The sequence below is a fragment of the Chryseobacterium pennipullorum genome, assembly GCF_003384725.1.
Taxonomy (GTDB): Bacteria; Bacteroidota; Bacteroidia; order Flavobacteriales; family Weeksellaceae; genus Chryseobacterium; species Chryseobacterium pennipullorum.
Window position 1 is genome coordinate 94,818 of record NZ_QNVV01000004.1, and the last position, 22,058, is coordinate 116,875.

The window sequence follows — 22,058 nt, forward strand, 5'->3', positions numbered from 1 at the left end:
ACTTCCTCTTCAATTTTTTCTTCAATCTGATTATATTAATTTCTGAACATCTTATTTCGGGACGTTTTAAATCTGGAAATATCTTTAAGAATCACCCCATCGTCAGGATTAAAGTGTTTCAGTTCATTCACAATCTCGGAGCGAGAACCTACCTTCTCCGCAATAATTTCATAGGCAATACTTCTGGTCGCAGCCTGCAGTTCAGGATCTTTTCTGAACTCATGTTTCATCGCTTCCAGATAGATCATTTTTTTATACTCCGGTGTTTTTTCATAGAGGCTTCTGATTTGTGTTTCGAGCTCTTTAACCTCAACAATATTGGCAAAATAATTATTAAGGCAATTGAATGAATCTTTATCATCTTCCCATCCTTTCAGCAATATTTTTTGAGCAGCTTCTGTTTTTTCCATTTTTTTCCGGTACACCAAAGAAGCTTTTACCATCTGGTTGTTGGCTACATAGTCATCGGCAACGATCTGGTAATAATGATGTGCATTTCCTATATCGTGGATCTCTTTATACAGATCCCCTACTTTTTCTTTCTGCTCCATTTCTTTGTAAAGGTCGATTGCCTTTTTATACTGCTTCGCTTTTTCATAACATACGGCCGCATCAGATTTATTTTTGAGCTTTTTAAGATATACTGCTGCGGCTTCATTATAGAACCCTCCGTTTTCCAATGTTTTTGCTCCCCTATAGTTATCCTGAAGCAGATTCATATAGACCCTCGCTGCTTTTTTATACTCTTTTTCATCAATGTATTTTTCGGCTAGTGCTTCATATTTGCTGCGTATCCTGTCAAATAATGAAGATTCGAGATAAAAATTCCCACCACCGGAACCTTTCCTTCCGGAGCGGTTGCTGTTGCGTTCTTTGTCCTTCAGAGAAGTGATTACCATCAGAATGATAAAGGCAACGATTAAAAAAATAACCAATGTTCCCACCACACTCCAGAAGCTTTCATGGAACAACTGAGCAACGATTCCTATGATCTTAAACATAGCCAGCAATACAAAAGCGGCTATAAATTTGTCTATAAATTTCTGCTTATTCATCGTCTTCTGAGTTTAAAATGGTTTTATCCTCTCTGAAGAGACGGTAGAGGAGCAATACGACCACGACGACCAGGGCCCACACAAACCAGTTGTATCCGAACATTTTTACCAATGGATAAAACAGGTATACAAGCATGGCCACTAGGATCACGATCAGAACAAGCTTGATCCAACCGGGAACGCTGTCACCTCCGATACTCAATGATTTCCTTTTAAAAATGAAGGAATACAATCCTACCGCAGCAATCATCAATATAACAAGATACAAAATATCTGAAACCGGAGTTTCCTTTTGCAGCTGACTTCCATTATTTTCAACAGCTTTTACTTTCGATTTCTGAGCAGATGCAGAAGCAGGGTCTGCTAAATCTATCGTTCCGTACAGTCGCCCCAATGAATCAGCCACCAGCGCCTGTTTTTTCTTCAGAATATATCTGATAACCTCCCCGTTGACGGCTTTTCCCTGGGTATACTGCTTCAGCGAGTCCGAAATTTTACGTTTCAGCTTTTCTGTTCCCTGGACAAGGTACTTTGTAATTTTTTGAGTATAAATTATTTTAAGAGAATCTCTGCTGTTTTTTTCTCTGTTCCCCAGCTTTACCAGATCCTTCCCTATTTCATTTACATTTCTTCCGCCCGATTTTTTATAATCTTCCTTATCCTTTTCACTTCGGGATTCCATCAGCCCTGCGTTAAGCAATTCATTGCCCAGCCCCTTTCTCTGCTGATGGTATAAAGAATCAATCTTCCGGTCTATTTCAGAAGTTCCGGACTGAAAAGCAATCATGTCTGCCGGAGCTTTTACGGCATCCGTTACAATAGTTCCCGAAGAAGGTCCGGTCTGTCCCTGTTCTGTATTGCTTTTATCTGATGGAAGCACGATCTTAAGAACAATCGCTATGACAATAACACTCCAGAAAACCCTTCGGAAATTTTTTGTACCGGCACTTTCCGGTTGGTCTTTGGAATTGTTGCCAAAGAGACCTTCAAGCCAGGTAAACTTTGCAAACCCGTCTCCCCTTGATGTCCCTAAAATGTCTAGGGGAACACCTAGGTCTATGGCTCTTTCAGGATATTTTTCAATATAATTAAGGTATTTTTCGATTTCTTTTTTGTTACCGGCCATCACTTTTTTAAGATCAAACGGTAGGCTGTTCATCCATTCTTCTTCACTTTTCGGAGGCTGTAATGCTTCCAGGACCTTATCGTCATCCATCTCTACGGTATAACGCTCTATTTTCCTGGGTATCTGAACACCATTCAAAGGTTTTCTGACGGTTGCTTTTATTGTACCTGGTTCCATAATCAGGGCACTCCAGTCGATCTGCTCAGAAAGTTTTACCATGCCGAATTCGGGATGCATAATCAGGAAATCAGCTTCCAGCCGTTGCCAGTCTTCAGGATTTATCCTGGGATAAAAAGTAGTGTTTTCGGGAATAAAAAGTTTATCGTCCACTTCCTGAAAGAAGGCATTTCTACCAATTTCCTGCGGCAGTCTATTGTCAAAGATCAGAAAACATCCGTACAATACATTCGGCAGATCTGATGGGATCGCATAAGCTTTCACCTGGCGGAGACTGATGTCCAGGAGTTCTATTTCCTGAAGCCATACCACTGGTGAAGAACCTTTGATCAAAAGTCCTTTTTTAGGATAGTTATTTTTCGGAAAAGGTTTGATTCTAAGCTCCATAATTCAAGATCTGTTCAATAAAAGCTTTTAAAAACCGTTCGCACATCTCATCCATCGTTTTCACTTTCAATAGCGCATGTTCGGGAAGGTAATATTCTGATCCGCCAAATTCAGTATGGGTAGACAGTGACAGAAAGCCGCTGGCAGTGGAAGGAATAAAAAACTCTTCTATGCCTTTATTGCTGCTTCTGAAGATGAGCATTCCCCGGTGATCTGTAATGATCTCACTGCCATCGGGAAAGGTAAATTTATTCTTATGCTGCTCCGCAAAAATTTTAAGATCAAATTTGTTTTTCGAGAAGGTAAGTGTATTTTCCGAGGCACTGTACAATTCATTTCCGGAAATAACAAGATTCTCATACCCGTTGATTCCGATTGTATGAAAGTTGTTGATGATCCTCAATCCGCTCCCGTTCAGCTTGGCTACCTCGGCTTCTGCCTTGGTATTGTTTTTTTCAATAGTCTTGTCTTTACCTGTGATCGCCTCAAGGGAAATGTTTCCATCGATATTTATTTTATAGTAAGCAGGATTTTCCGGATGATGCAGATAGAAGCTCTTACCAAAATAAATCAGTTCATAGGAAGAAGGGATATTCATTCCCGTAAGGTTCTGTTCAGAATATTCTTTGGTATTAAGGTTCAGTTTTGAAATAAGTTTTTTATCCGGCTGATACTGACACAGTATAAAATGTTGCTGCCTGTTCTTAGCCAGTGCAAACTGCCCCCTGGGTTTAACTGAGATATTCTCAAATAGAACTTCACAGCCGTGATATGTTTTGTAATAATCGTAAGAATGTCTGTCATAGTAATTGTCAGACAGATAGGTTTTCAGCAGCTGTTTTTTTGAGCTTAGAATGAAAAATTCTCCTTCATAAAGAAACTGAGCCATTTTATTGATGGGTGCCGGAAATAAGATCGGATAGTTCTGGGGAAGATCTGTTCTCCTTGCGTTGCTGTCGCCTGCAGAATGCTTTTGCCGTGGCGGGTGCGCCCAAAGTTCCTGCAATGGAAGCTTTATCTTTTGAATATGTTTTCGGGCTCCTTTGTGATGCTTGTAAAAATTAATTTCACCATCTGAACTGGTCGTCACCAAAAATTTAAGGCGGTCTCTGTTCTGATGAACGATGCGCTGCACTTTTTCATCCATCATATTTTCCTGATGGGTAATGAAGAAGACTTCAATATCCTTTTCAGTATGCTGCTTCTCAAAAAAGCGGTCGAGCGCTTCTGAGACTTCCAGGACGGGGCTTACCTGATTAAGATTTTCAATCACACCCTCCAAGTGATCCAACGAAATAGGAATTACTGTCTGACCGAGCGCAAAAACCTTACACTCAGAATGGGCTTTCGGATGCTTGATGACCGCAATGGCTGACGCAAAAGCCAGCACTTTTGGCGTTCCCCAGTTTCTGAGCGAAGTATCAATAAGAATTACTCTTTCGAAAATATTTTCTTCAGGTGGTATTTCTCTCTGGATATATAAGGCTTCATTATTGGCTACACGATTCATAAACACCTCATCTTCATGGGCAAATTCTGAAAGGAGCATCCTGTTAAAATCCCCTTTGTTGGTCATATCCGAAATTCCGCCGATAGGTTGTTGTCCCGGAGAAAGGTGGCGCATCGGGATTTTCAGACCGCTCCAGATTCTCTTGACAAGACTCCCTACCTGGAATGTTTTCGGGTCTTCTGTAAGCTCTTTGATAAAGTTTTTATCTGTTTCCGTGGTTGTTTCCTGCTGCCCAACCTCATCATCCAGCTCAGGCTCAATAAAGCCTTTCATTGCCTCAGCAATAGACTGAACGGTGGGAAAGGCTTCATTCAGATCCAAAGCATTCAGATCTCTGTTCAATATGGATGGCCCGGCATGTTGTTTTTCAGCACTGGCAGACAGCTCCTGAGGCCTTTTAGAATATATTTTTAAATTCAGCGCGGCAGAACCGGGAGATATCCTGTAATGCGCGTGCTTAAAAAGGGTCTGCAGAAGTACAATTCTATTCTGCTTTTGCTTGTACACTGCAGGCAATGCTTTTATTTTCTCAAGAAATTCGATTTCTTTTTCTGCATTGAACTCAAAATTCCCCATGCTGTAAAAATCTGCAGTACGTCTCAAAGGTCCTGCAAAATCAACATATCCGTCCTGCATAGCATACAAAATCATAAGCAAAGCCCCAAACGGAGGCCAGCCCTGCGGTTGAAGTTCTTTCAGAATTTCCATCACATAATGGCGATAAGCAATAGGCCCCACTCCTGGCACCGAGATGAGATTATGGTCGTGATATCCGGAATCCCCGGGAACATCTTCATCAGTTTTCCATTCCCAGAAGTAATTCTCGTAGGACTGGAAATAGGCCTTTAGCTCCATTCTTTTGATTTTTCTGTAAGACGGAATGAACTTAACGACAGGGGCCGGAAATCATTTTCTTTCAGGGCAAGATAATTCCCGTTTTCATCCCATAATAACCATCCGTCCTCTTCATTATTATATTTCTGCTGCAGAAATGTGCTCAGATTTTTAAATTCAAAATCAAAACCGGCTGGCAACAGATGACCGTTTTTGGTCCAGTATGTTTTTCCCGGAAAACTCAAAAGAGGAATTCCGAGAAAAAGCGCATTGTCATCAATAACCGTCCATTTGATTCTTTCAAGCTTGAATGTGGCTATGGCAGCCATACTTTCTTTAATATTGTCCAGTCTGCTCAGCAGAGCGATGACCGGCTGTTCTTCATTGCTTTCCTTCAGTCTGATCTGTACCTGTTCGCTGATCCCGAAATAATTTTGGTTGGAAGCCGGAAAACTAAGGCGCAAAGCAGTATCGATAGCCCTCCAAAGCAATGCGGTTCTCATTTTTTTTGTCGGAACCAATGCATCTTTTTTAAATAAAAGCTCTTCACGAAGCTCATACATGATAAAATCCGGCAGCTGATGGGTCTCCGGGGATCCGGCCTGCTCTATGGTAAAGCCTTTCAGCCAGATTGTCTCTTCATCTATAGCCAAATGAACATTCTTCCAGTCCCGTATTGAGCCCAGAAAGTCTTCATTGGCCCGCGGAATTTCCGCCCAAAATTCCTTTATATGCTTTGAAGGATCTTCTGCCATAAGCTTTCAATTTCTTGCTGAATATACTGTTTCTGTTCCGGATTTCTGATCCAGTCACAACGGGTCTGAAGATAGCGTAATTTATCTTTAATCACATTCTGCTCTTCAAAGCTCAGCAGACCTCCGTTCCATTTTTCAACCAGGATCATCACGTCCTTCATCACTTCTTCAGGATCAGGCGTTTTATTTTGCATCGCCTGTGGATGGGATTGGGGATGGTCATCTTTTTCTATAGTTCTGTTGACGATCCCTTCCAGAATTTCTATCTGCTCTTCAGTATCCCAGATATGCTTCAGCACCCAAAGATCTGAAAGAACGGCTTCCGTTCGTCCACATATCAGGGCACTTGCCGCAATAAGATTCTGAAGCTTTACTGCTCTGCGGTCTGAAATGGCAATCCCTGTGTTTCTCAGGCTCATAATGGTATTGAGATAGACTTCATAGATCGGTTTAAGATTCACCGTTCTGCAAAGATTCTGAAGCATCCTGATTTCCTCGGCATGAATTTCCGGAATTCCGGTTTCGTCTTCAGTCTCTAGTTTTCTTCCGGCAAGCAATACCTGCTGAAGTAATTCCGGTTGTACGTAATCTACATTGATCCGTACCAGAAAACGGTCAAACAACGCATGCAGCGCCTCATCCTCAGGGAGAACATTACTGGCTCCCACAAACATAAGAGCCGGAAGACGTTTGGTTTCTTTTCCTCTTTTGAATATTTTTTCGTTGAGGGCCGTCAGCAGCGAATTCAGAATGGCAGAATTTGCATTGAAGATCTCATCCAGAAAAACCATAGAAGCTTCCGGCATCATTCCCTCTGTATTGGTAAGAAGCTCACCTTCTTTTAATTTTCTGATATCAAAAGGACCAAAAATTTCATTTGGCTCTGTAAAACGGGTGAGCAGGTATTCAAAATTCTTTCCGTCTTTAACGGTCTTTGACAAAGTCCGTACAATGGCTGACTTTGCAGTACCCGGAGGGCCATATAAAAAGGCATTTTCTCTGGCCAGGAGACATATTCCGAGCAGATCTACCACATCATTTTTGCCTACGAAAGTGTCTTTTACATAGGTGAGAACCGTATTGAGTGTATCGATATTCTGAGTCATGGATTTCTTCGTTATTATTTTAATTCTTTCCAGAATGCATCTTTATGCATCCCGAATTCTGCCTTAAGCAGGCTATTGATCAACGGAATTTCAGCCAGCTTCCCATCTTTCTCCTGTACAATTCTTTCCAGATACAGTTTGCGGTACGTTCGGTCTTTCAGCTCTTCTTCCCAATTCACCCTTTGCAGATCCAGATCATATCCCACTGCTGAATAGTGAAATTCTGTGAGTATATCTTCAAGTATTTTAACCAGAGGGTCGTCCGGATCGGTTGTACTTAACGCAACAAGGACCTGAGGCAGAAACCGTAGTGAAAGATCAGCAGACAGTAATGAGGAAACATTCCGTACTCCTGTAAATGCCGGAATGAGGTTTTTGATCTTCTTTTCGGTATCTGTTCTTATCATATGGAGCTGTGCACTGTGGTACAGAACTTTTGCCGCCCATACTGCTGATGGCCGGTCACAGGGTAGCTGCCCGGATAAAAATTCAAGCCTTTCTTTTTCAAACTCTGCCTCAAAATAATCTGCGGCTTCGGATTCTTCTTCTGGGGAAATTTCCTGTAAGTCTGAAAAAAGGGTGATGCATTCATTTTTCCTGAGCAGAAAAATCGTATCTAAAAATGGTGATCTGATTTCCGTCATCTAACAAAATTAAAACTATTTCATTGACAACAAAACTTTTGAGAAAAGGATTCATGTTAAATCTGGGCTCCTTTGCCAGTATCGATGAAATTTGATCAGTAGATGATAACAGTGACGTGAATTTTGTCTATATCCTTGTTAAGCTTTAAAACTGACATGGGCATAATGGGCTAGGCAACTATTTCAATGATATTATTTTCAGGATCCAGGATAACGCTTTCATAATATCCATCACCGGTTGTACGGGGTTCTCCGGCTATGGTGTATCCGTTTCTTCTTAAAATTTCGGTAAGCTCATCTACTTTTTCTTTGTTTTCCACAGAAAATGCCAGGTGAATAATTCCGTACTGTTGGGATTCATACGAGTTCCTGCTTTCTTTGATATCGGGTCTGGTCATGATTTCAAGCCGGCATCCATTATCAAAGCTTAAGAAATAGGATTGGAAATTTTTACTGGGATTATGGTATTTTTCGTTGGACACCGCTCCAAAGTACCTTTGATAAAATTCTCTCGTTTTTTCAAGGTCTTTTACCCAAATGGCAATGTGTTCGATTTTCATTTTTTATTATTTTAAAAAAAAATTAATTCTGTAAAAATAAGATGCTTAGTATTGGTTTGTCTGCTCCCTGTTATGCTATTCTTGTTCTGTATTTGCAACATTTTGTTTACGGTTTAAAATATCATATCTTCAGGATACCTGGTAAAATAATATATTTAAGCTATTTATTCAGAACATTTTATAAGACAGTCTTTCGTAAAGATGGATTCACCATTTGCCTTTCTGCAATAGCAGCGACAATCTAAAAGTTGTTATCTTTGCCATTCAAAATTACATTATGAGTATTCACATCAGTGCAAAAAAAGGAGAAATTGCTAAAGTAGTATTGCAGCCGGGGGATCCGCTTCGTGCACAGTATATTGCTGAGAATTATTTGGAAAATGCCAGGCTGGTAAGCAAAACCAGAGGTATTTTTTATTACACAGGTCTGTATAAAGGTAAAGAAATTACTGTAGGAGCCAGCGGAATGGGTTTTCCAAGCATAGGAATCTATTCTTTTGAGTTATTTACGGAATATGAAGTAGATACCATCATCAGAATAGGAACTTGTGGTGCCTACAATACGGATCTTAAGCTTTTTGATATTTTAAATATTGAAAAGGCAGCCAGTGAAAGTACATACGCAAAGTATGCATGGGGAATAGAGGATGAAATCCTTTCTCACCAGGGCAATATTTTCAGTACGATCAATGAAACGTCTAAAGAATTATCGTTGGATGCAAAAGCAATCAACATCCACAGCAGTGATATTTTTTACCGGAAAGATCCGAATACCCCTGAGATTGCTACGAAATACAACTGTCCGGCAGTAGAAATGGAAGCTTTTGGATTGTTCGCCAATGCTCAGCACTTAGGTAAAAATGCGGCTACGATTTTAACGGTAACCGATATTATTCCGACTCATGAAAAAATTTCTGCTGATGAAAGAGAAACAGCCTTGAAACCAATGATGGAACTGGCTTTGGAATCAGCAATAAAGAGTTTATAACGAAAGGCAAAGGCACCTTGCCTGTAACCTTTCAGCCCTATAACTAAAAAGAGCTTTACTGGATCAGTAGAGCTCTTTTTTATAGTCTGAAAAACTGCCTTGCCGTGGTGGAGGTTTCCTCTGCAACTTCAGAAATGCTGATCTTCTTCAGATGGGCAATGGTCTGTGCCACATAAGGCAGAAAGGCAGGTTCATTCCGTCTGTGCTTCATTCCCGGCATATTCTTAGGAAGCATATATGGCGCATCAGTTTCTATCATCATTCTGTCCAGCGGAATATACCGGATCACCTCTTCCAGATGTTTGAATCTTTTTCCATCACTGATGGCTCCGGTAAATCCAAGATAAAATCCTTTGTCCAGGTATATTCTGGCTTCATGCAGTGTTCCCGTGAAACAGTGTACTACAGCTTTTGGCAATCTTGGAAGGTAGTCGTCGGTGAGTTCATTGAATCTCGTAAAGGCTGACCTTTCATGAAGGAAAAGGGGTTTATTGACCTCAATTGATAATTCTAGCTGAGCCTTATAACATTTTTCCTGAATCGGTCTTGGCGAAAAATCACGGTCAAAATCCAGTCCGCACTCTCCCACTGAGATGACATGATCCTCTTGCAACAGCATTCTCAGCTGATGAATACTTTCCCCGTTGAATGATTTTGCCTCATGCGGATGAATTCCTGCTGTAGAAAATAATATCTCAGGATATTCTTTTGCAATCTCTGCCGATTCTTGACTTCCGCGAACGCTCGTTCCTGTAAGTATCATACAGTCTACGCCATTGTCCATAGCGCGGTTAATAATTTCTTCGTGTTCATTGTAGAACTGTTTATTGGTCAGATTAATGCCAATATCAATGTATGTATTCATTTCTGTTAGTTTGGTTTGTTATGGTTATATTACATTAATAATTGCAAAATAATACTGTTGCTGCGCAATGTTTCTACGTACCATTACATTATTCATTGATAAATTTTTCAAGGAAACCGATCAGTTGTGTTCCACCGTGGCTCCAGCGGATCCCATGTCCTTCTTTTTCCCTGACTTCAAAAACCAATTCGTGTTTATAGTGAAAGAAAACGTTCCACCAGGTCCTGCGGTCTAGAATATCCGCTATTTTTGCCATGATAATTTCCTGTTTCTGTTGATTGTTTCCTCTGATTTCACCCCAAAAACCATCATCTATTCTTCCGGTATGCTTCTCCCATGCGCGCTGTGCTATGGTTATTTCATGATTAAAAGGTTCACTGCAGGCTTTAAGCAAAATGTTTTTCAACGGTGGAACTGCCTTTTCATCCCGGATGCTCGCAGAGGTAATTCTTTGTCCCAAAATATTCAGCCAGTGTTCGAACGGAATAGCTTCCAGAAGCCGGGCATTGACCTCATCAGAATGGCCGCTTTCAACAATGGTCAAAAATTTTTCAAAGCTTTCCTGCCTGTTGATTTCTATTTCTTCACTGAAGTATGGAAGCGTCCAGTCCAAAGTATTTGCTGTGAATTTGTGGATATTCTGCTCAAGATGTACCAAATGTTCGTCTGCGAGAATTGTATGGTATCGCTCTTTCCAGGAAAGCGAAAGCAGGGGAATATATTTTTTGAACAGGCTCATCGTGATACTATGGTGATCAGGTTAACGGAAAGGCTTTCTTCTTTCATCAGGTAGCCTGCAAGATTAAACCATTCTTTACAGTGATCCAGAATCCAGGCATCTGAAGAAACAACAATTTCTGAGCTTTCTGCCAGAAACTTATCAGGGTTGTATTGCAATTCTGCTTCCCAGTTGAATTGATGTTCTTCTGCAAAATCCATAACAGTCTGTTTGATCCGGCCACTGTTGGAGACCGGCTGATCAAAAATCCAGACCAGCTTATAAAGGTGGCTCTTCTGAAAAAAGGACGCCACAAGGTCTACCGCTTTCGCTGTCTGATTAACTCTTTTGTAACTTCCATGCACTTCTGACAGGTCACGGAAACAGCCATCTACCCCTTCAAAAATATAGGCTCCTGAAAGCATACTTTCGAGAAGGATTACCACGTTAAACCCGTCAAGATACAAGGTCTTGTCCTTTAAATCCGATATTTGAAGTTCTTTTGATTTTCTGTTATCAACCTGTAATCGTGATGCCGAGGCTCCCCGGACAGCATGTAATTGGCGGGTCTTCAGCCGATACCGGTTACCTGCAAGTTCGGATGCTGCTTTTTCCGGATATTCTCTTGTTAGCAGATACTGCATATCCTGAACGGCACGCTTCAGTTTACTGATCTGCTTTTCCGAACCGAAAAGCGTATCATCACCTGTATTTTTTCCGCGGTTTCTGTTATTCATACCCAAAAATAAAATTTTTATGGCGAAAGCTTATCCCTTGCAATGAACATTATTTTTTTTCCTAGAAATGTATGGGCGGAGAACATCTTTTTTTATGCCCGAAAAATAAAAGCCGGCCGCCAGCTCTTATCCAGTGTAAAAAATATATCCTGTTCATAGGAAGGTATCATCTGTTATATTATCTACAACAAAAAAGATATTTCATACAAAATTTTAGCATTTATTAGAAATAAGTTTGCAAAGACTTAAAAACAAACTTTATGAATACACTGAAAACATTATGTTATCTTTCAGCAGCCCTGCTTCTGTCTGCCTCATTCGTGGGATGTTCTGATCATGACGACGAAATTACCATCGGGCAGCAGACTCCCTCACAGGTTTTGTCATCCACTCCATGGGAAACTACCGGGGCAAGGGATAAGAATGGAAATGATGTATCCTTAACCAACGCAAGTGTAGCAGGATATGTAGGCTTCGCCTACTTCCGGGCTGATGGAAATTTTGCCATTTACGGGCTGAATGATATCCTGAGATCAAGAGGAAAATGGTCGGTGGATGCACAGGGAAAAACAAGGACCATTTCAGCTTTGAATCCTGATGGAACCACGATTTTCACCCGTGATGTTGAAATTCTTGTTTTAAATAAAGATGAATTTACTTATAGAATACATCCCAATACAGATGACCCTTCTGTGTACTATGATATCATCCATACCAGAACCTCCCACGCTGAGCCAGCCAACGGACAGATTATCCTGGCCTCCACTCCATGGGAAACTACAGGGGCAAAGGATAAAAACGGAAGTACGGTAGCGCTTGCTGATGCGAGTGTAGCTGGATACGTAGGCTATTCCTACTTCAAAGCCAACGGAACTTTCAGAATTTTTGGGCTGAACGACGTGTTAAGATCTGAGGGAACGTGGTCGATTTCTCCGGATGGTAAGAAAAGAACTCTTGTTACTCCTACCTTCACGCGGGTTGTAGATATCTTGGTGCTTAATGAAACTACATTCACGTACAGAATCACACCTGACAGCTCCAATCCTTCCGAGTTTTATGATATCATCCATACTAAAGCGGCTCACCATGAACCGCAGTAGTACTATTTTATAATAGTTTAAAACCTGCCCGATGGGCAGGTTTTTTATCCACAATCTGAGTACAGATCAATACATCGTTTTCCAACTGTTGATTACATCAGTTCTGTCCACCATTTTTTCCAGGTTACCTGCCCAAGCTGGTTCAGATCTACTTTTTCACCGATCATCGGGAGGGTAACAGCGATATTATTTTCTTCTGCATATTTGGAAGCCAGTTCCAGCGGTTCATACCAGACATGCTGAGCGAGTTTGAATTTCGAATTGTGGACCGGAATAAAATTTTCAGCCCGGAGTTCCGTGATTTCTTCGATAAGCTGTTCCGGAAGGGTATGAATGTACGGCCACTTTGCGTTATACTGCCCGTTTTCCATAACAGCCAGATCAAACGGACCATATTGCTTTCCTATTTCACTGAAATGATTTCCATAGCCGCTGTCGCCGCCCAGAAACAGATTTTTCGTAGGGGTTTTCAGCACAAACGATGTCCAGAGGGAAATATTACGGTTCAGTAATCTGCCGGAAAAATGTCTGGCCGGTGTAAGAGTTATTCTGAATCCTTCTGCGATATCAATACTTTCCCACCAATTTTTTTCTATGATTGTATCAATATCCCATCCCCAGTATTCAAAATGCTGTCCGGTTCCGAGGCCACAGATTACTTTGCCAACTTTGCCTTTTAAAGCCTGTACGGTTTTGTAATCCAGATGGTCCCAGTGGTCGTGGGAAATAAGCAGAAAATCGATATTCGGCATATGTTCCGGTTTGTAATAATCGGCTCCCTGAAAAGCTTTTATAGAGCCGGGCATCGGTGAAGCATTCCCACTGAATACAGGATCAACCAGGAACTTCTTGCCGTCAACCTGTATAAAGTAAGAGCTGTGGCCGAACCATACCAGTACGTTTTCTTCAGGGTCAAGTTTTTTAAGGTCAGTGACCACAAATGGAAGAGCAGCTCCCGGGGAGGTGTTTTCCACCTTGCACAAACTGTGAAGAAGTGCTTTTGTCATGCTTTCGCCTTCCAGTAGTGCCGGCGTGTTTAATATATTCTGAAATCTTCCGTTAAGATAGTTGGGAAGTGTCCCGAAGTATTCCTTTCTTTTTTCATCGGGAAACTGTCCGAGTTGTTTCATTAAATTCATGCCCTTATTTTTTTTACATTCTCAGCCTTTCTTCTTCGAGATCCAGCCTTGTTAAATAATGTCTTATATATTCTTCGTCTATATTCATATTCCGTCTGTTCTCTTCCCGGAGCCATATGCGTTGCTGCTCAAGGGTCTCAAAGTAAATTTCTTTCCCTTCATCAGACATTTTATGGATAGAGTCTTCTTTATCTTCTTTTTCCCAACGGTCGAGCATCTGATTGAAATACAGATTCTCGCTTCTCCTTTCTTTATAATTTTTATTAAGGTAATTTAGGGCTACACGGCGTATTTCTTTAATAATAAAATGTTCCGATTCTTCTTTAGACATATAGCCTCCGCTGTTGGAATCCGATAATCTCAGCTTTTTGATCAAGGCTGGCAATGTCAGTCCCTGAAGGATCAGAGTGACCAGAATGACCACAAAAGTAATGAAGAGAATCAGGTCACGATGCGGAAAGGGCTGTCCGTTCTCCATCACTACCGGAATAGAAAGTGCGGCGGCGAGAGAAACTACCCCGCGCATTCCCGTCCATCCCATCAGAACAGGAACCTTCATTCCCGGGCTGCTGTCGGCTACTTTAATGAAGTTCCGCATGACCAGGGTGGTAAACAGGGCCCCAAAGGAAGCCAGAAAACGAATAGCAATAAGCACTGCCGTAATGATCAGCCCATAGGTGACTGCATCAGACAGGCTTATCCCCTCCTTATCAAGACCCACCATAATCTCCGGAAGGTCCAGTCCGATCAACAGAAAAACAATCCCATTGATCAGGAATACGAAGCTTTCCCAGACGTTGGAGCCTTTCAATCGTGATTCTGAAGTCCTGAAAATTTCATGCCGCCGTACAGAAAGAAACAATCCACCGCTTACAACCGCCAATACTCCGGAAGCATGCACTTCTTCAGCCGCAATATACATGACATAAGGTGCTGCAAGGCTAAGGATCGCATCCATATTGACATCTGTTGGAAATATTTTCTCAATTTTCAGAAAGATAAAAGCCAAAGCAACACCGATTCCCAATCCACCGAAAATCATCCATCCGAAACTGACCACCGCATCCTGCCATATAAACTGTCCTGTAGCTACCGCTACCATCGCAAACCGGAAAATGATCAGCGAGGATGCATCATTAAACAGGCTTTCTCCCTCCAAAAGGGTAGATACATTTCTGGGTACTTTTACAAATTTTAAAATAGCGCCGGCACTCACCGCATCCGGTGGGGAAACAATTCCTCCCAGAACAAAGCCCAAAGCCAATGAAAATCCGGGAATAAACGAATTGGCAACAAACGCTACTGTTATAGCCGTAAGAAATACTACTATAAAGGCAAAACTCGTAATGATGCGCCGAAGCTTCCAAATCTCTTTCCACGAAACGGCAAAAGCTGCTTCATATAAAAGCGGAGGCAGAAAAATAATAAAGATCAACTCGGGATCGATCTTAATGGCCGGCAGGCCGGGAATAAAACTGATCAGAAGTCCTGCAATGACCAGTATAATAGGATATGCCACCTTTAAGCGGTTGGCCAGCATAATAGAAGCGATAATTACCAGGACTAAACCTAAGTAATAAATAAAATTTTCCACCATTTGTTTTTCAATTAATTTCTAAACCAAATTATATAAATTTTGAGAATCAGTCAACATTTTGTATCATTTTTTAGCCTAACTGAAAATAAAAGTAAGTTAAGGTTGGTGAATTTTTGGGTAAAGTTTATACAGCAGGAGAAATCTGGTATTTCGGATAATATCTTAAATAAGAAAAGAAGATAAGTACAGAAAAGAAGCCACAGTACTATACTGCAGCTCCTACCAATTGAAAATAAAATAGATGTTGAAACTATGAGATCGTGTACGTTTTTTCAGTCATTGTAGTATAGGTTTCGGAAGTTATATTGTCTACAAATCTCCATTCTGCCTGAGAGTTTCCGGAAGTAAACTTCACATGCAGATAACCTCTTTTATACAGATTGGCATACTCCAGATCATCGATCAGCATTGAAAATGCATTGGCCAGCTCTATGGCTTTGGCCGGATCGGAGGTAATTCCCAGATAACCTTCCAGTCCCGGAGAAGATACGGAGCTGCATGCCAGCTCAGTTCCTATAAATTTTCCCTGGGCATCATGCAGCTTACCCATCCAGGCATTGTGGGTATCGCCCGCCAGTACCACTACATTTTTCCCGGCTAGAATGGAATACAACTGTTCTCTTTCCATGAAATACCCATCCCACGCATCTAAATTATAGGGTAAGGTGGTTTTAATTCTCGCAATATCCTGTGGGGTAAGGGTCGGATCCTGCTGATTGTATCTTGTCTTAAGGATAATCAGCTGGGTAATGGTATTCTGAAGGGCCATCATGGTAGATGGCTGTGCGCTTCCATGCTGTTTTATTTCGGCCAGAATCTGGTTCAGCAGCATCAGAAGCTCAGCGGGCACCATCATTTTTGTCATCAGAATCTGCTGTCCCAGGACTTTCCATTTTGCAGGATCAGCATTGATCTGAGACCCCAGCCATGACATCTGTTCGTTCCCGATCAGTTTTCTGTTTGTGCTTAAAAAGTCAGTTTTAAATTTTACCTGATCAAAATTTCCGGCAGTATCCAGATAATCAGAATATTCCATTTGCTTGTCTCTGGCAATTACCCGCGTATCCATCATGTAAAGGGACACTATATTTCCGAAGCTGAAACTTCTGTAAATCCTCAGATCTTTCCCCGTTTTCAGGGGAATGTATTCGCTGTACGCCTGGAAAGCCGCCATTTTTCTTGCCTGGAAATCACCTTCATCAGGCTGATGGTTTTCAGCACCCGATGTATAGGCATCATTGGCAAATTCATGATCGTCCCATACACAGATGAACGGTTTTTTCTGATGAAGAAGCTGAAGGTTTTTGTCGCCTCTATACTGCCGGTACCTTTCCCTGTAGTCGTTGAGGCTTACAATTTCCTTAGCTGGCTGATGGGCTCTTCCAAGCTGGTTGGTGTACGGATTGGTTCCATATTGTCCCGGAGCATATTCGTAGATGTAGTCACCAAGGTGTACCACAACATCTGCATCCGACTGTGCAATCGCCCCATAGACATTAAAAAGCCCGGCAGGAAAGTTGGAGCATGACACCACGGCCATTTTCACCTCAGTTACGGCATCCGCCTTTGAAGGCAGTGTAAGCGTCTCCCCGGTTACACTCACTTCTTTGGTTTTGCTGTTATAGAATCGGTAATAGTATTTTGTATTGGAAGAGATATTCTGTATATCCACCGCTATGGTAAAGTCATTGACCATCGTAGCGTTCGCCTGCCCTCTTCTTACCACATCTGAAAAGTTGCTGTTCTTACTGATCTCCCAGGTAATTTCCGCATCTGTCCCTTTAGAATATCTGGTCCAGATAATGATTCCTGTGGCACCCGGATCAAAACTGGCTACTCCGGTTTCAAAACCTCCGTTTTTAAGATCATCGGGAGCATTTCCACTGTCTGTAAAATCATCGCTGCAGCTTTCAATTAAAGGAGCAATGAAAATTCCTCCGGCTGCTAATAGTGCATTTTTTAAAAACCTTCTTCTGTTGAATGGGTTGTTATTTTCCATCATTACTTTTTTACAAAACAACGGTATCTGCAGAGGAAGGCTGTTAACTGAGTTTTAATTATTTTTTATGAATTTTTAAACAGATGTTTAATGTTATGCATAGGAATTAGTGCAGGGATAAATGATCAAAAGAAAAGCAACCCCGTGAGAGGTTGCTTCAGACGATACCATTGTACAATGTTATATACAACAAGTTCTTGTTTCCGGAATACATCCGCCATCAGCTGCACACCAGTAATATCCTTTTGAGCAGACAGATGCCGCCCCCTTAATTGTTTTTAAGGTTTCTTTTGTAAGTTTTTTAAAATTTTTCATATCAAGTCATTTGAAAGTTAGGTACTCAAATATAAAAAAAAATAACATAAAGATTTAAAAAACACAAAACCACCCACATCACTGTAAATAATTGATTTTTAAAATAATGAAGAACACCCATTTTCCTGATTGATTATGATAATCAGGTTCTTTCACGAATTAAAAATGTACAAAAACGATTATTTTCTTAATTTGTTATATGGTTAACATCAAGCTAAGCTATGATTATCTTTCCAAGGAAAATAAATTTGATTTTGCACATTAATTTAATATATGATGAAACACATATTTTTTGTATTACTATTATCTCTTGCTACACTTTCATGTAAAAATGATGATAAGAAGAATCATGAGCGTATTACCAATAGTACAATTACAAAGGTTACTGATACGGCAACAATTAATGGGATTTTATTAGAACTGACGGACCATAATGGCCAGGCAGGATTAAGAATCAATTCAAAAGAGTATAGGGTATCGGGTAGCATTAAAATTTCACCACCCTGTTATTTTTTGAGATGGGAAAAAAATACCATTGAGAATTTCTCTTATCCTGATTACGGAGTAGATCATGCTCTCGCTATTTTAGGAAATACCACAAAACAAAATGATCAAAGAACCTGTGGTACTCATTTACAGGGTATCCTTTTTAAAAAAGAAAATATCATTATTACCAATACAACTTTAACCCAATCTTTTTCATGCACCGATACAGGGGCAGATGAAAAAGTCTTCTGGGGTTTTGCCCATGAATAATTAGAGTTTAAAACACAAAAAAACCGCTTACGTTACGTAAGCGGTTGATTTTTATTGTGGTCCCACCTGGGCTCGAGGTTTATAACATTTCATATTGATATTTAGCATTTTACATATTTTCCTTAATGAATGGATACCTAAATGGATACCTTTTAAGCTTAAACTTTACTACTGCCTGTTATCAGTATACAAATCTTCAACTGTATCACTCTGCCAAAATTCTTTACTAGCAGCATCTAGAATTGTGATCTTTCCTCCAAATCCTGCACCAGTATCTAGATTCCAAATATTACATTTATTCATAGGCTCTGTTTCACCCCAATTAAGTGTTGGGGTATGACCTATAAATATTTCTTTATGAGATTCATATATCCTCATTTCTTTAGAAAGCTCTTTATTTTCATTACTTAGAAGAGCTAGCTCCCATAAGGTTCTATCCCAATAATATGTATTAGGATTGTCATGACCTAGACCACTATGAGATGTGAACCCTGCATGAACACATCCCCTGTTCTTAGTGTCAATATAGAAATCAAACATTTCATTAAAGAAGTCTAAATGTACTTCACTATCCAAATAGCCTGTTCTGATATAAGAATCAATAGTTTCTGTGCCTCCATTCATTAACCATTCCATATTAATTTCTCCTGATTTTAACCATTTCTGGCAGTAATCATCATGGTTGCCTTTAATGAATAAAGGTTTATAAAGACATTCTTCTGAAAGCTCTATGTAGAATTGTACTAATTCAGCACTTTCTGTTCCTCTATCAACTACATCTCCTAAGTTTATTAATAAGTCTTTATTTGGATTGAAATTACATCTTTCCAAAACCTGCTTTACAGCTTTTAAAGCCCCATGGTTGTCAGTTGTTATAAGTATTCTTCCCATATCTATTTCTCAGACTTTCTTTTAATGAACCAGAATATTAAAATGATGAGTCCATTAGGTATTAAACTACCTAAAATATAAGTTCCAGTAACATTAGGAGTTTCTCTTATCTGTGGAAGTCTGATAAATAGAAATTGCAATATACATAGGATTGTTACAATCCAGAATACTGTTTTCCAAGTTGAACTTTTCTTTTTCATAAGTTTGTTTTAAGATTAGTTTGTTTGATATTGTTTTGAATAGTTCTTATTCTAGCATAGTATTGATGTAAGTAAATGAATTGGAAAAGTAAATCAGTCTAATTTCTTTACTAGCAGGAAAATAGATATTCCAATAGTTCACTTTTCTAGTCATAAACTTGTGTATGATACCATCAGTATGAATTTCAAGAGTGAATTCTGAGTCTAAAAACCTCTCTATTATGGCTTTATTAAGCCTATTATAGTAGATTTCTGATTTCTGATCAAAGTCAAGGATTACAACTTCTAGCAAATCCCAATAGAATATAAGTTCTGTTCTGTGAGGTGTGAAGTTTAGAAACTTTTTAACCTCACTTCCCACCCACAAGTAGCTACTGTAAGAATTATCAGAGATACTGTCTACTATACTCATTAGGCTCAGTTCCCAGTTGTCATATTGATAACCTATACGAAATGGTATTTGGGGCTTCATATTAGTTTTGAGATTAAAAAACCACCTACTTTGAGGTGGCTATAACTGTTGTTTATTAATACAAAGTTTATTTCTTAGCACATATAGCTTCATAAATACCTTCCATAACTGAACCTGGAACTACATTTTCAGTTGATGAAGGTATATTGTTTGACCATATTACATCTCCATTTTTATTATACTTAATTGTATTTAGAATTTGATAAGTACTGTATTGACAGGATATATCAAAGAGGGTTAGTACTTTACCACCACCATTGGAAATTAGCTTACCTTTTTTACTTTTGATTTGTTTAGATTCAGCAATGTGCTTTACCCAGACTTTTTGTGAAAGACCATAAAGATTATTTCCTTCTAACTTTAAGTAATAATCAACTCCTTTATTATCTGTAGTAGCATATTGAAATCCATCTTGTTGTGAGTAGAGATATGCTGATAGAATTATAGTAATTAATATTAAGACTTTTCTCATTGCTCTTTATTGTTATTTTAGTTAGCATATTTTACTTTAGGTTGTGGGAACTTTTTTATATATTCCTTTGCTTTTTCTGGCTCAATAATGTCAAATGAAGCCTTTCCTGTTGTTGGACCATAGGCTGGGCTAAGTCTTATATAGTAAGTCTTACCTGCTTTTGCATTTATAGTGAAGAAATCTTTATTCTCAGTCAAGTCTTTTCTAATTCTATTACCTTCAAAAGCTCCTTCTAAATTATATATACCAGCATCTACATCCCAGCACATATAATTCTTATAGTCAAGTCTCCCAATCATGCTTCCATTAGATGATAAGGTGATATAATAATGACTTAATTTTCCTGTTGGTCTAATAACATAGATTCTAGCTTTATTTGGAGATACATCAGACTTTATATCTGGAAATCCTACATATTGAGAAGTCTGAGAGTATAAATAAGTTGAACATACTAAGATGAATAATAGTAAAGTCTTTTTCATTGTTTTAGTTTATTTTTAATTAGCAAATTACTTGTAATTCTGTTCTATACCTTACGGAAACCCATAAGATAACAATATCAACATTGCCATATATGGCATTACAAGCTGTAAATATAATCAACAACTTTGACTTGACAAATATGACAAGTTGGAAAAATCAGAAATATTAAAATTAATTGGTAAAAGGATTAAAGAATTGAGACTGCAAAAAGGTATTTCTCAAGCAGATTTAGTGGGCAGAATGGAAGGTAATATTGATCCTACCAATATATCAAGAATTGAAGCAGGTAGGACTAATCCTACAGTAATTACTTTATACAGAATAGCAGAAGCATTAGATATAAAGCTTATAGAACTATTAAATATTGAATCTTCTGAAAACTAAGATTTGACTACTATGATTTCGAGGCTTTTAGAGCTTTTCTTTTCCCAACCAATCTCCCTTTAATCTAGCACCTCTGAGTATCTATTTCATTCCTTAAGAGCTTTTTTTGTTAATCCATCGTAAACTAGAATATTATAATTTGGCTATATTATATATGTAATAAGATTTAGCCACTAGCATTAATTAAGGTAGCTTAGGATAAGTATTCAGCTCCTATGTGCGAATGTGAATAATATTAAAATAAATTATTAGTCCTAGATTACATATAAAGAGAAATCCATATAACTACAATAATCCCTCATCAGCAAAACTAAAATAGCTTTTCTTTGAGATAATTAAATGGTCTAAAAGGTTTATTCCCATAACATCACAGGCAGACTTTAATTTCTTTGTAATATCTAGATCTGCTTTACTAGGTTTAAGATTTCCTGTAGGATGATTGTGAACTAAGATAATACCTGTTGCTATAGCTTTTAAAGCTACTGACAATATTAATCTAATATCAACTATGCTAGATGATATACCACCTTTAGATAAAGAATAAAAGCCTAGTACCATAAGGGCATCATTGAGAAATATTACTTTTACTTCCTCCTGTATTTGAATAGTATTAAGATTCCATAGATTCATAACAATATCATAACTGTCATCACTGTTGCTGATTTTTTGTTCTGGACTTATATTGTTAGAATAAGAAACAAGTAATTCTGCAACTTTTGTATTTGTTTTCATATAAAGATTAGGGTTGTCAGTGAATGAATAAGTTGAAAAATAGAAATGTCCATTTT

The 22,058-nt window shown here is 39.2% G+C and carries 22 protein-coding genes; 4 read left to right on the plus strand and 18 right to left on the minus strand.

The genetic code is table 11. The features are described from left to right. Positions 1-35: 35 nt before the first annotated feature. The 7 genes from DRF67_RS06820 to DRF67_RS06850 form a co-directional block, all read right to left on the minus strand. On the minus strand, positions 36-1,055 hold the full coding sequence (locus DRF67_RS06820) for a tetratricopeptide repeat protein (protein WP_115927554.1): 1,020 nt from the start codon (positions 1,053-1,055) through the stop codon (positions 36-38). Then, entirely contained in the window at positions 1,048-2,745 is a 1,698-nt protein-coding gene (locus tag DRF67_RS06825; protein WP_115927555.1) for an APC family permease, read from the minus strand. The genes DRF67_RS06820 and DRF67_RS06825 overlap by 8 nt, the downstream gene beginning before the upstream one ends. Next, positions 2,735-5,110 carry a hypothetical protein gene (locus DRF67_RS06830; protein ID WP_115927556.1) on the minus strand — a complete coding sequence of 792 codons (2,376 nt, stop codon included), beginning with the start codon at positions 5,108-5,110 and terminating at the stop codon, positions 2,735-2,737. Before DRF67_RS06830 ends, DRF67_RS06825 begins: the two co-directional genes overlap by 11 nt. Further along, positions 5,101-5,844, minus strand: coding sequence for a hypothetical protein (locus DRF67_RS06835; protein ID WP_115927557.1), 744 nt, complete (start codon positions 5,842-5,844; stop codon positions 5,101-5,103). The genes DRF67_RS06830 and DRF67_RS06835 overlap by 10 nt, the downstream gene beginning before the upstream one ends. Continuing rightward, positions 5,817-6,950, minus strand: a complete 1,134-nt coding sequence (locus tag DRF67_RS06840; protein ID WP_115927558.1) for an AAA family ATPase — start codon at positions 6,948-6,950, stop codon at positions 5,817-5,819. The genes DRF67_RS06835 and DRF67_RS06840 overlap by 28 nt, the downstream gene beginning before the upstream one ends. Positions 6,951-6,964: 14 nt before the next feature. Then, complete coding sequence (locus DRF67_RS06845; protein ID WP_228435753.1) at positions 6,965-7,594, minus strand: hypothetical protein; 630 nt, start codon at positions 7,592-7,594, stop codon at positions 6,965-6,967. A gap of 170 nt (positions 7,595-7,764) precedes the next feature. After that, a complete protein-coding gene (locus tag DRF67_RS06850; RefSeq protein ID WP_115927559.1) occupies positions 7,765-8,154 on the minus strand; it encodes a VOC family protein in 390 nt (129 codons plus the stop codon). A 277-nt stretch (positions 8,155-8,431) separates the two neighbouring features. Here DRF67_RS06850 and deoD point away from each other — a divergent pair, with 277 nt between their 5' ends. Beyond that, positions 8,432-9,142, plus strand: coding sequence for a purine-nucleoside phosphorylase (gene deoD / locus DRF67_RS06855; protein WP_115927560.1), 711 nt, complete (start codon positions 8,432-8,434; stop codon positions 9,140-9,142). Positions 9,143-9,221: 79 nt separating this feature from the next. Here deoD and DRF67_RS06860 read toward each other — a convergent pair whose 3' ends face one another. The 3 genes from DRF67_RS06860 to DRF67_RS06870 form a co-directional block, all read right to left on the minus strand. Beyond that, on the minus strand, positions 9,222-10,007 hold the full coding sequence (locus tag DRF67_RS06860) for a TatD family hydrolase (RefSeq protein ID WP_115927561.1): 786 nt from the start codon (positions 10,005-10,007) through the stop codon (positions 9,222-9,224). A gap of 88 nt (positions 10,008-10,095) precedes the next feature. Next, entirely contained in the window at positions 10,096-10,746 is a 651-nt protein-coding gene (locus DRF67_RS06865) for a hypothetical protein (RefSeq protein ID WP_115927562.1), read from the minus strand. Then, complete coding sequence (locus DRF67_RS06870; protein ID WP_115927563.1) at positions 10,743-11,462, minus strand: DUF434 domain-containing protein; 720 nt, start codon at positions 11,460-11,462, stop codon at positions 10,743-10,745. The genes DRF67_RS06865 and DRF67_RS06870 overlap by 4 nt, the downstream gene beginning before the upstream one ends. Positions 11,463-11,722: 260 nt before the next feature. Here DRF67_RS06870 and DRF67_RS21770 point away from each other — a divergent pair, with 260 nt between their 5' ends. After that, complete coding sequence (locus tag DRF67_RS21770; protein ID WP_228435754.1) at positions 11,723-12,562, plus strand: DUF4822 domain-containing protein; 840 nt, start codon at positions 11,723-11,725, stop codon at positions 12,560-12,562. Positions 12,563-12,654: 92 nt separating this feature from the next. On the opposite strand, the gene DRF67_RS06880 is transcribed toward DRF67_RS21770, so the two are convergent. From DRF67_RS06880 to DRF67_RS21915, 4 genes are all read right to left on the minus strand, one after another. After that, positions 12,655-13,701 carry an MBL fold metallo-hydrolase gene (locus DRF67_RS06880; RefSeq protein WP_115927564.1) on the minus strand — a complete coding sequence of 349 codons (1,047 nt, stop codon included), beginning with the start codon at positions 13,699-13,701 and terminating at the stop codon, positions 12,655-12,657. Between the two features lie 13 nt (positions 13,702-13,714). Beyond that, positions 13,715-15,298 (minus strand): Na+/H+ antiporter, encoded by a 1,584-nt coding sequence (locus tag DRF67_RS06885; RefSeq protein ID WP_115927565.1) that lies wholly within the window; start codon positions 15,296-15,298, stop codon positions 13,715-13,717. 250 nt (positions 15,299-15,548) lie between these two features. Further along, positions 15,549-17,300 (minus strand): alkaline phosphatase D family protein, encoded by a 1,752-nt coding sequence (locus DRF67_RS06890; RefSeq protein WP_115927566.1) that lies wholly within the window; start codon positions 17,298-17,300, stop codon positions 15,549-15,551. A 177-nt stretch (positions 17,301-17,477) separates the two neighbouring features. Continuing rightward, complete coding sequence (locus tag DRF67_RS21915; RefSeq protein WP_262511399.1) at positions 17,478-17,612, minus strand: bacteriocin-like protein; 135 nt, start codon at positions 17,610-17,612, stop codon at positions 17,478-17,480. 273 nt (positions 17,613-17,885) lie between these two features. On the opposite strand from DRF67_RS21915, the gene DRF67_RS06895 reads away from it, so the two are divergent. After that, positions 17,886-18,368, plus strand: a complete 483-nt coding sequence (locus DRF67_RS06895) for a hypothetical protein (protein ID WP_123912713.1) — start codon at positions 17,886-17,888, stop codon at positions 18,366-18,368. A 168-nt stretch (positions 18,369-18,536) separates the two neighbouring features. Here DRF67_RS06895 and DRF67_RS06900 read toward each other — a convergent pair whose 3' ends face one another. The 3 genes from DRF67_RS06900 to DRF67_RS06915 form a co-directional block, all read right to left on the minus strand. Continuing rightward, positions 18,537-19,259 carry a metallophosphoesterase gene (locus tag DRF67_RS06900; RefSeq protein ID WP_115927568.1) on the minus strand — a complete coding sequence of 241 codons (723 nt, stop codon included), beginning with the start codon at positions 19,257-19,259 and terminating at the stop codon, positions 18,537-18,539. Between the two features lie 739 nt (positions 19,260-19,998). After that, positions 19,999-20,403 carry a surface-adhesin E family protein gene (locus DRF67_RS06910; protein ID WP_115927570.1) on the minus strand — a complete coding sequence of 135 codons (405 nt, stop codon included), beginning with the start codon at positions 20,401-20,403 and terminating at the stop codon, positions 19,999-20,001. A gap of 17 nt (positions 20,404-20,420) precedes the next feature. Next, positions 20,421-20,885, minus strand: a complete 465-nt coding sequence (locus tag DRF67_RS06915; RefSeq protein ID WP_115927571.1) for a hypothetical protein — start codon at positions 20,883-20,885, stop codon at positions 20,421-20,423. A 148-nt stretch (positions 20,886-21,033) separates the two neighbouring features. Between DRF67_RS06915 and DRF67_RS06920 the strand changes: the two genes are divergently transcribed. Continuing rightward, positions 21,034-21,270: a helix-turn-helix domain-containing protein gene (locus DRF67_RS06920; protein WP_115927572.1), complete on the plus strand. Its 237-nt coding sequence runs from the start codon at positions 21,034-21,036 to the stop codon at positions 21,268-21,270. A gap of 285 nt (positions 21,271-21,555) precedes the next feature. On the opposite strand, the gene DRF67_RS06925 is transcribed toward DRF67_RS06920, so the two are convergent. Beyond that, on the minus strand, positions 21,556-22,002 hold the full coding sequence (locus tag DRF67_RS06925) for a JAB domain-containing protein (RefSeq protein ID WP_115927573.1): 447 nt from the start codon (positions 22,000-22,002) through the stop codon (positions 21,556-21,558). Positions 22,003-22,058: the final 56 nt, after the last annotated feature.

What these genes read in the sequence shown, in the direction of transcription:
- DRF67_RS06820 (WP_115927554.1), bottom strand. Translation starts at nt 1,055, where the DNA reads ATGAATAAGCAGAAATTTATAGACAAATTTATAGCCGCTTTTGTATTG.
- DRF67_RS06825 (WP_115927555.1), bottom strand. Translation starts at nt 2,745, where the DNA reads ATGGAGCTTAGAATCAAACCTTTTCCGAAAAATAACTATCCTAAAAAA.
- DRF67_RS06830 (WP_115927556.1), bottom strand. Translation starts at nt 5,110, where the DNA reads ATGGAGCTAAAGGCCTATTTCCAGTCCTACGAGAATTACTTCTGGGAA.
- DRF67_RS06835 (WP_115927557.1), bottom strand. Translation starts at nt 5,844, where the DNA reads ATGGCAGAAGATCCTTCAAAGCATATAAAGGAATTTTGGGCGGAAATT.
- DRF67_RS06840 (WP_115927558.1), bottom strand. Translation starts at nt 6,950, where the DNA reads ATGACTCAGAATATCGATACACTCAATACGGTTCTCACCTATGTAAAA.
- DRF67_RS06845 (WP_228435753.1), bottom strand. Translation starts at nt 7,594, where the DNA reads ATGACGGAAATCAGATCACCATTTTTAGATACGATTTTTCTGCTCAGG.
- DRF67_RS06850 (WP_115927559.1), bottom strand. Translation starts at nt 8,154, where the DNA reads ATGAAAATCGAACACATTGCCATTTGGGTAAAAGACCTTGAAAAAACG.
- deoD (WP_115927560.1), top strand. Translation starts at nt 8,432, where the DNA reads ATGAGTATTCACATCAGTGCAAAAAAAGGAGAAATTGCTAAAGTAGTA.
- DRF67_RS06860 (WP_115927561.1), bottom strand. Translation starts at nt 10,007, where the DNA reads ATGAATACATACATTGATATTGGCATTAATCTGACCAATAAACAGTTC.
- DRF67_RS06865 (WP_115927562.1), bottom strand. Translation starts at nt 10,746, where the DNA reads ATGAGCCTGTTCAAAAAATATATTCCCCTGCTTTCGCTTTCCTGGAAA.
- DRF67_RS06870 (WP_115927563.1), bottom strand. Translation starts at nt 11,462, where the DNA reads ATGAATAACAGAAACCGCGGAAAAAATACAGGTGATGATACGCTTTTC.
- DRF67_RS21770 (WP_228435754.1), top strand. Translation starts at nt 11,723, where the DNA reads ATGAATACACTGAAAACATTATGTTATCTTTCAGCAGCCCTGCTTCTG.
- DRF67_RS06880 (WP_115927564.1), bottom strand. Translation starts at nt 13,701, where the DNA reads ATGAATTTAATGAAACAACTCGGACAGTTTCCCGATGAAAAAAGAAAG.
- DRF67_RS06885 (WP_115927565.1), bottom strand. Translation starts at nt 15,298, where the DNA reads ATGGTGGAAAATTTTATTTATTACTTAGGTTTAGTCCTGGTAATTATC.
- DRF67_RS06890 (WP_115927566.1), bottom strand. Translation starts at nt 17,300, where the DNA reads ATGATGGAAAATAACAACCCATTCAACAGAAGAAGGTTTTTAAAAAAT.
- DRF67_RS21915 (WP_262511399.1), bottom strand. Translation starts at nt 17,612, where the DNA reads ATGAAAAATTTTAAAAAACTTACAAAAGAAACCTTAAAAACAATTAAG.
- DRF67_RS06895 (WP_123912713.1), top strand. Translation starts at nt 17,886, where the DNA reads ATGATGAAACACATATTTTTTGTATTACTATTATCTCTTGCTACACTT.
- DRF67_RS06900 (WP_115927568.1), bottom strand. Translation starts at nt 19,259, where the DNA reads ATGGGAAGAATACTTATAACAACTGACAACCATGGGGCTTTAAAAGCT.
- DRF67_RS06910 (WP_115927570.1), bottom strand. Translation starts at nt 20,403, where the DNA reads ATGAGAAAAGTCTTAATATTAATTACTATAATTCTATCAGCATATCTC.
- DRF67_RS06915 (WP_115927571.1), bottom strand. Translation starts at nt 20,885, where the DNA reads ATGAAAAAGACTTTACTATTATTCATCTTAGTATGTTCAACTTATTTA.
- DRF67_RS06925 (WP_115927573.1), bottom strand. Translation starts at nt 22,002, where the DNA reads ATGAAAACAAATACAAAAGTTGCAGAATTACTTGTTTCTTATTCTAAC.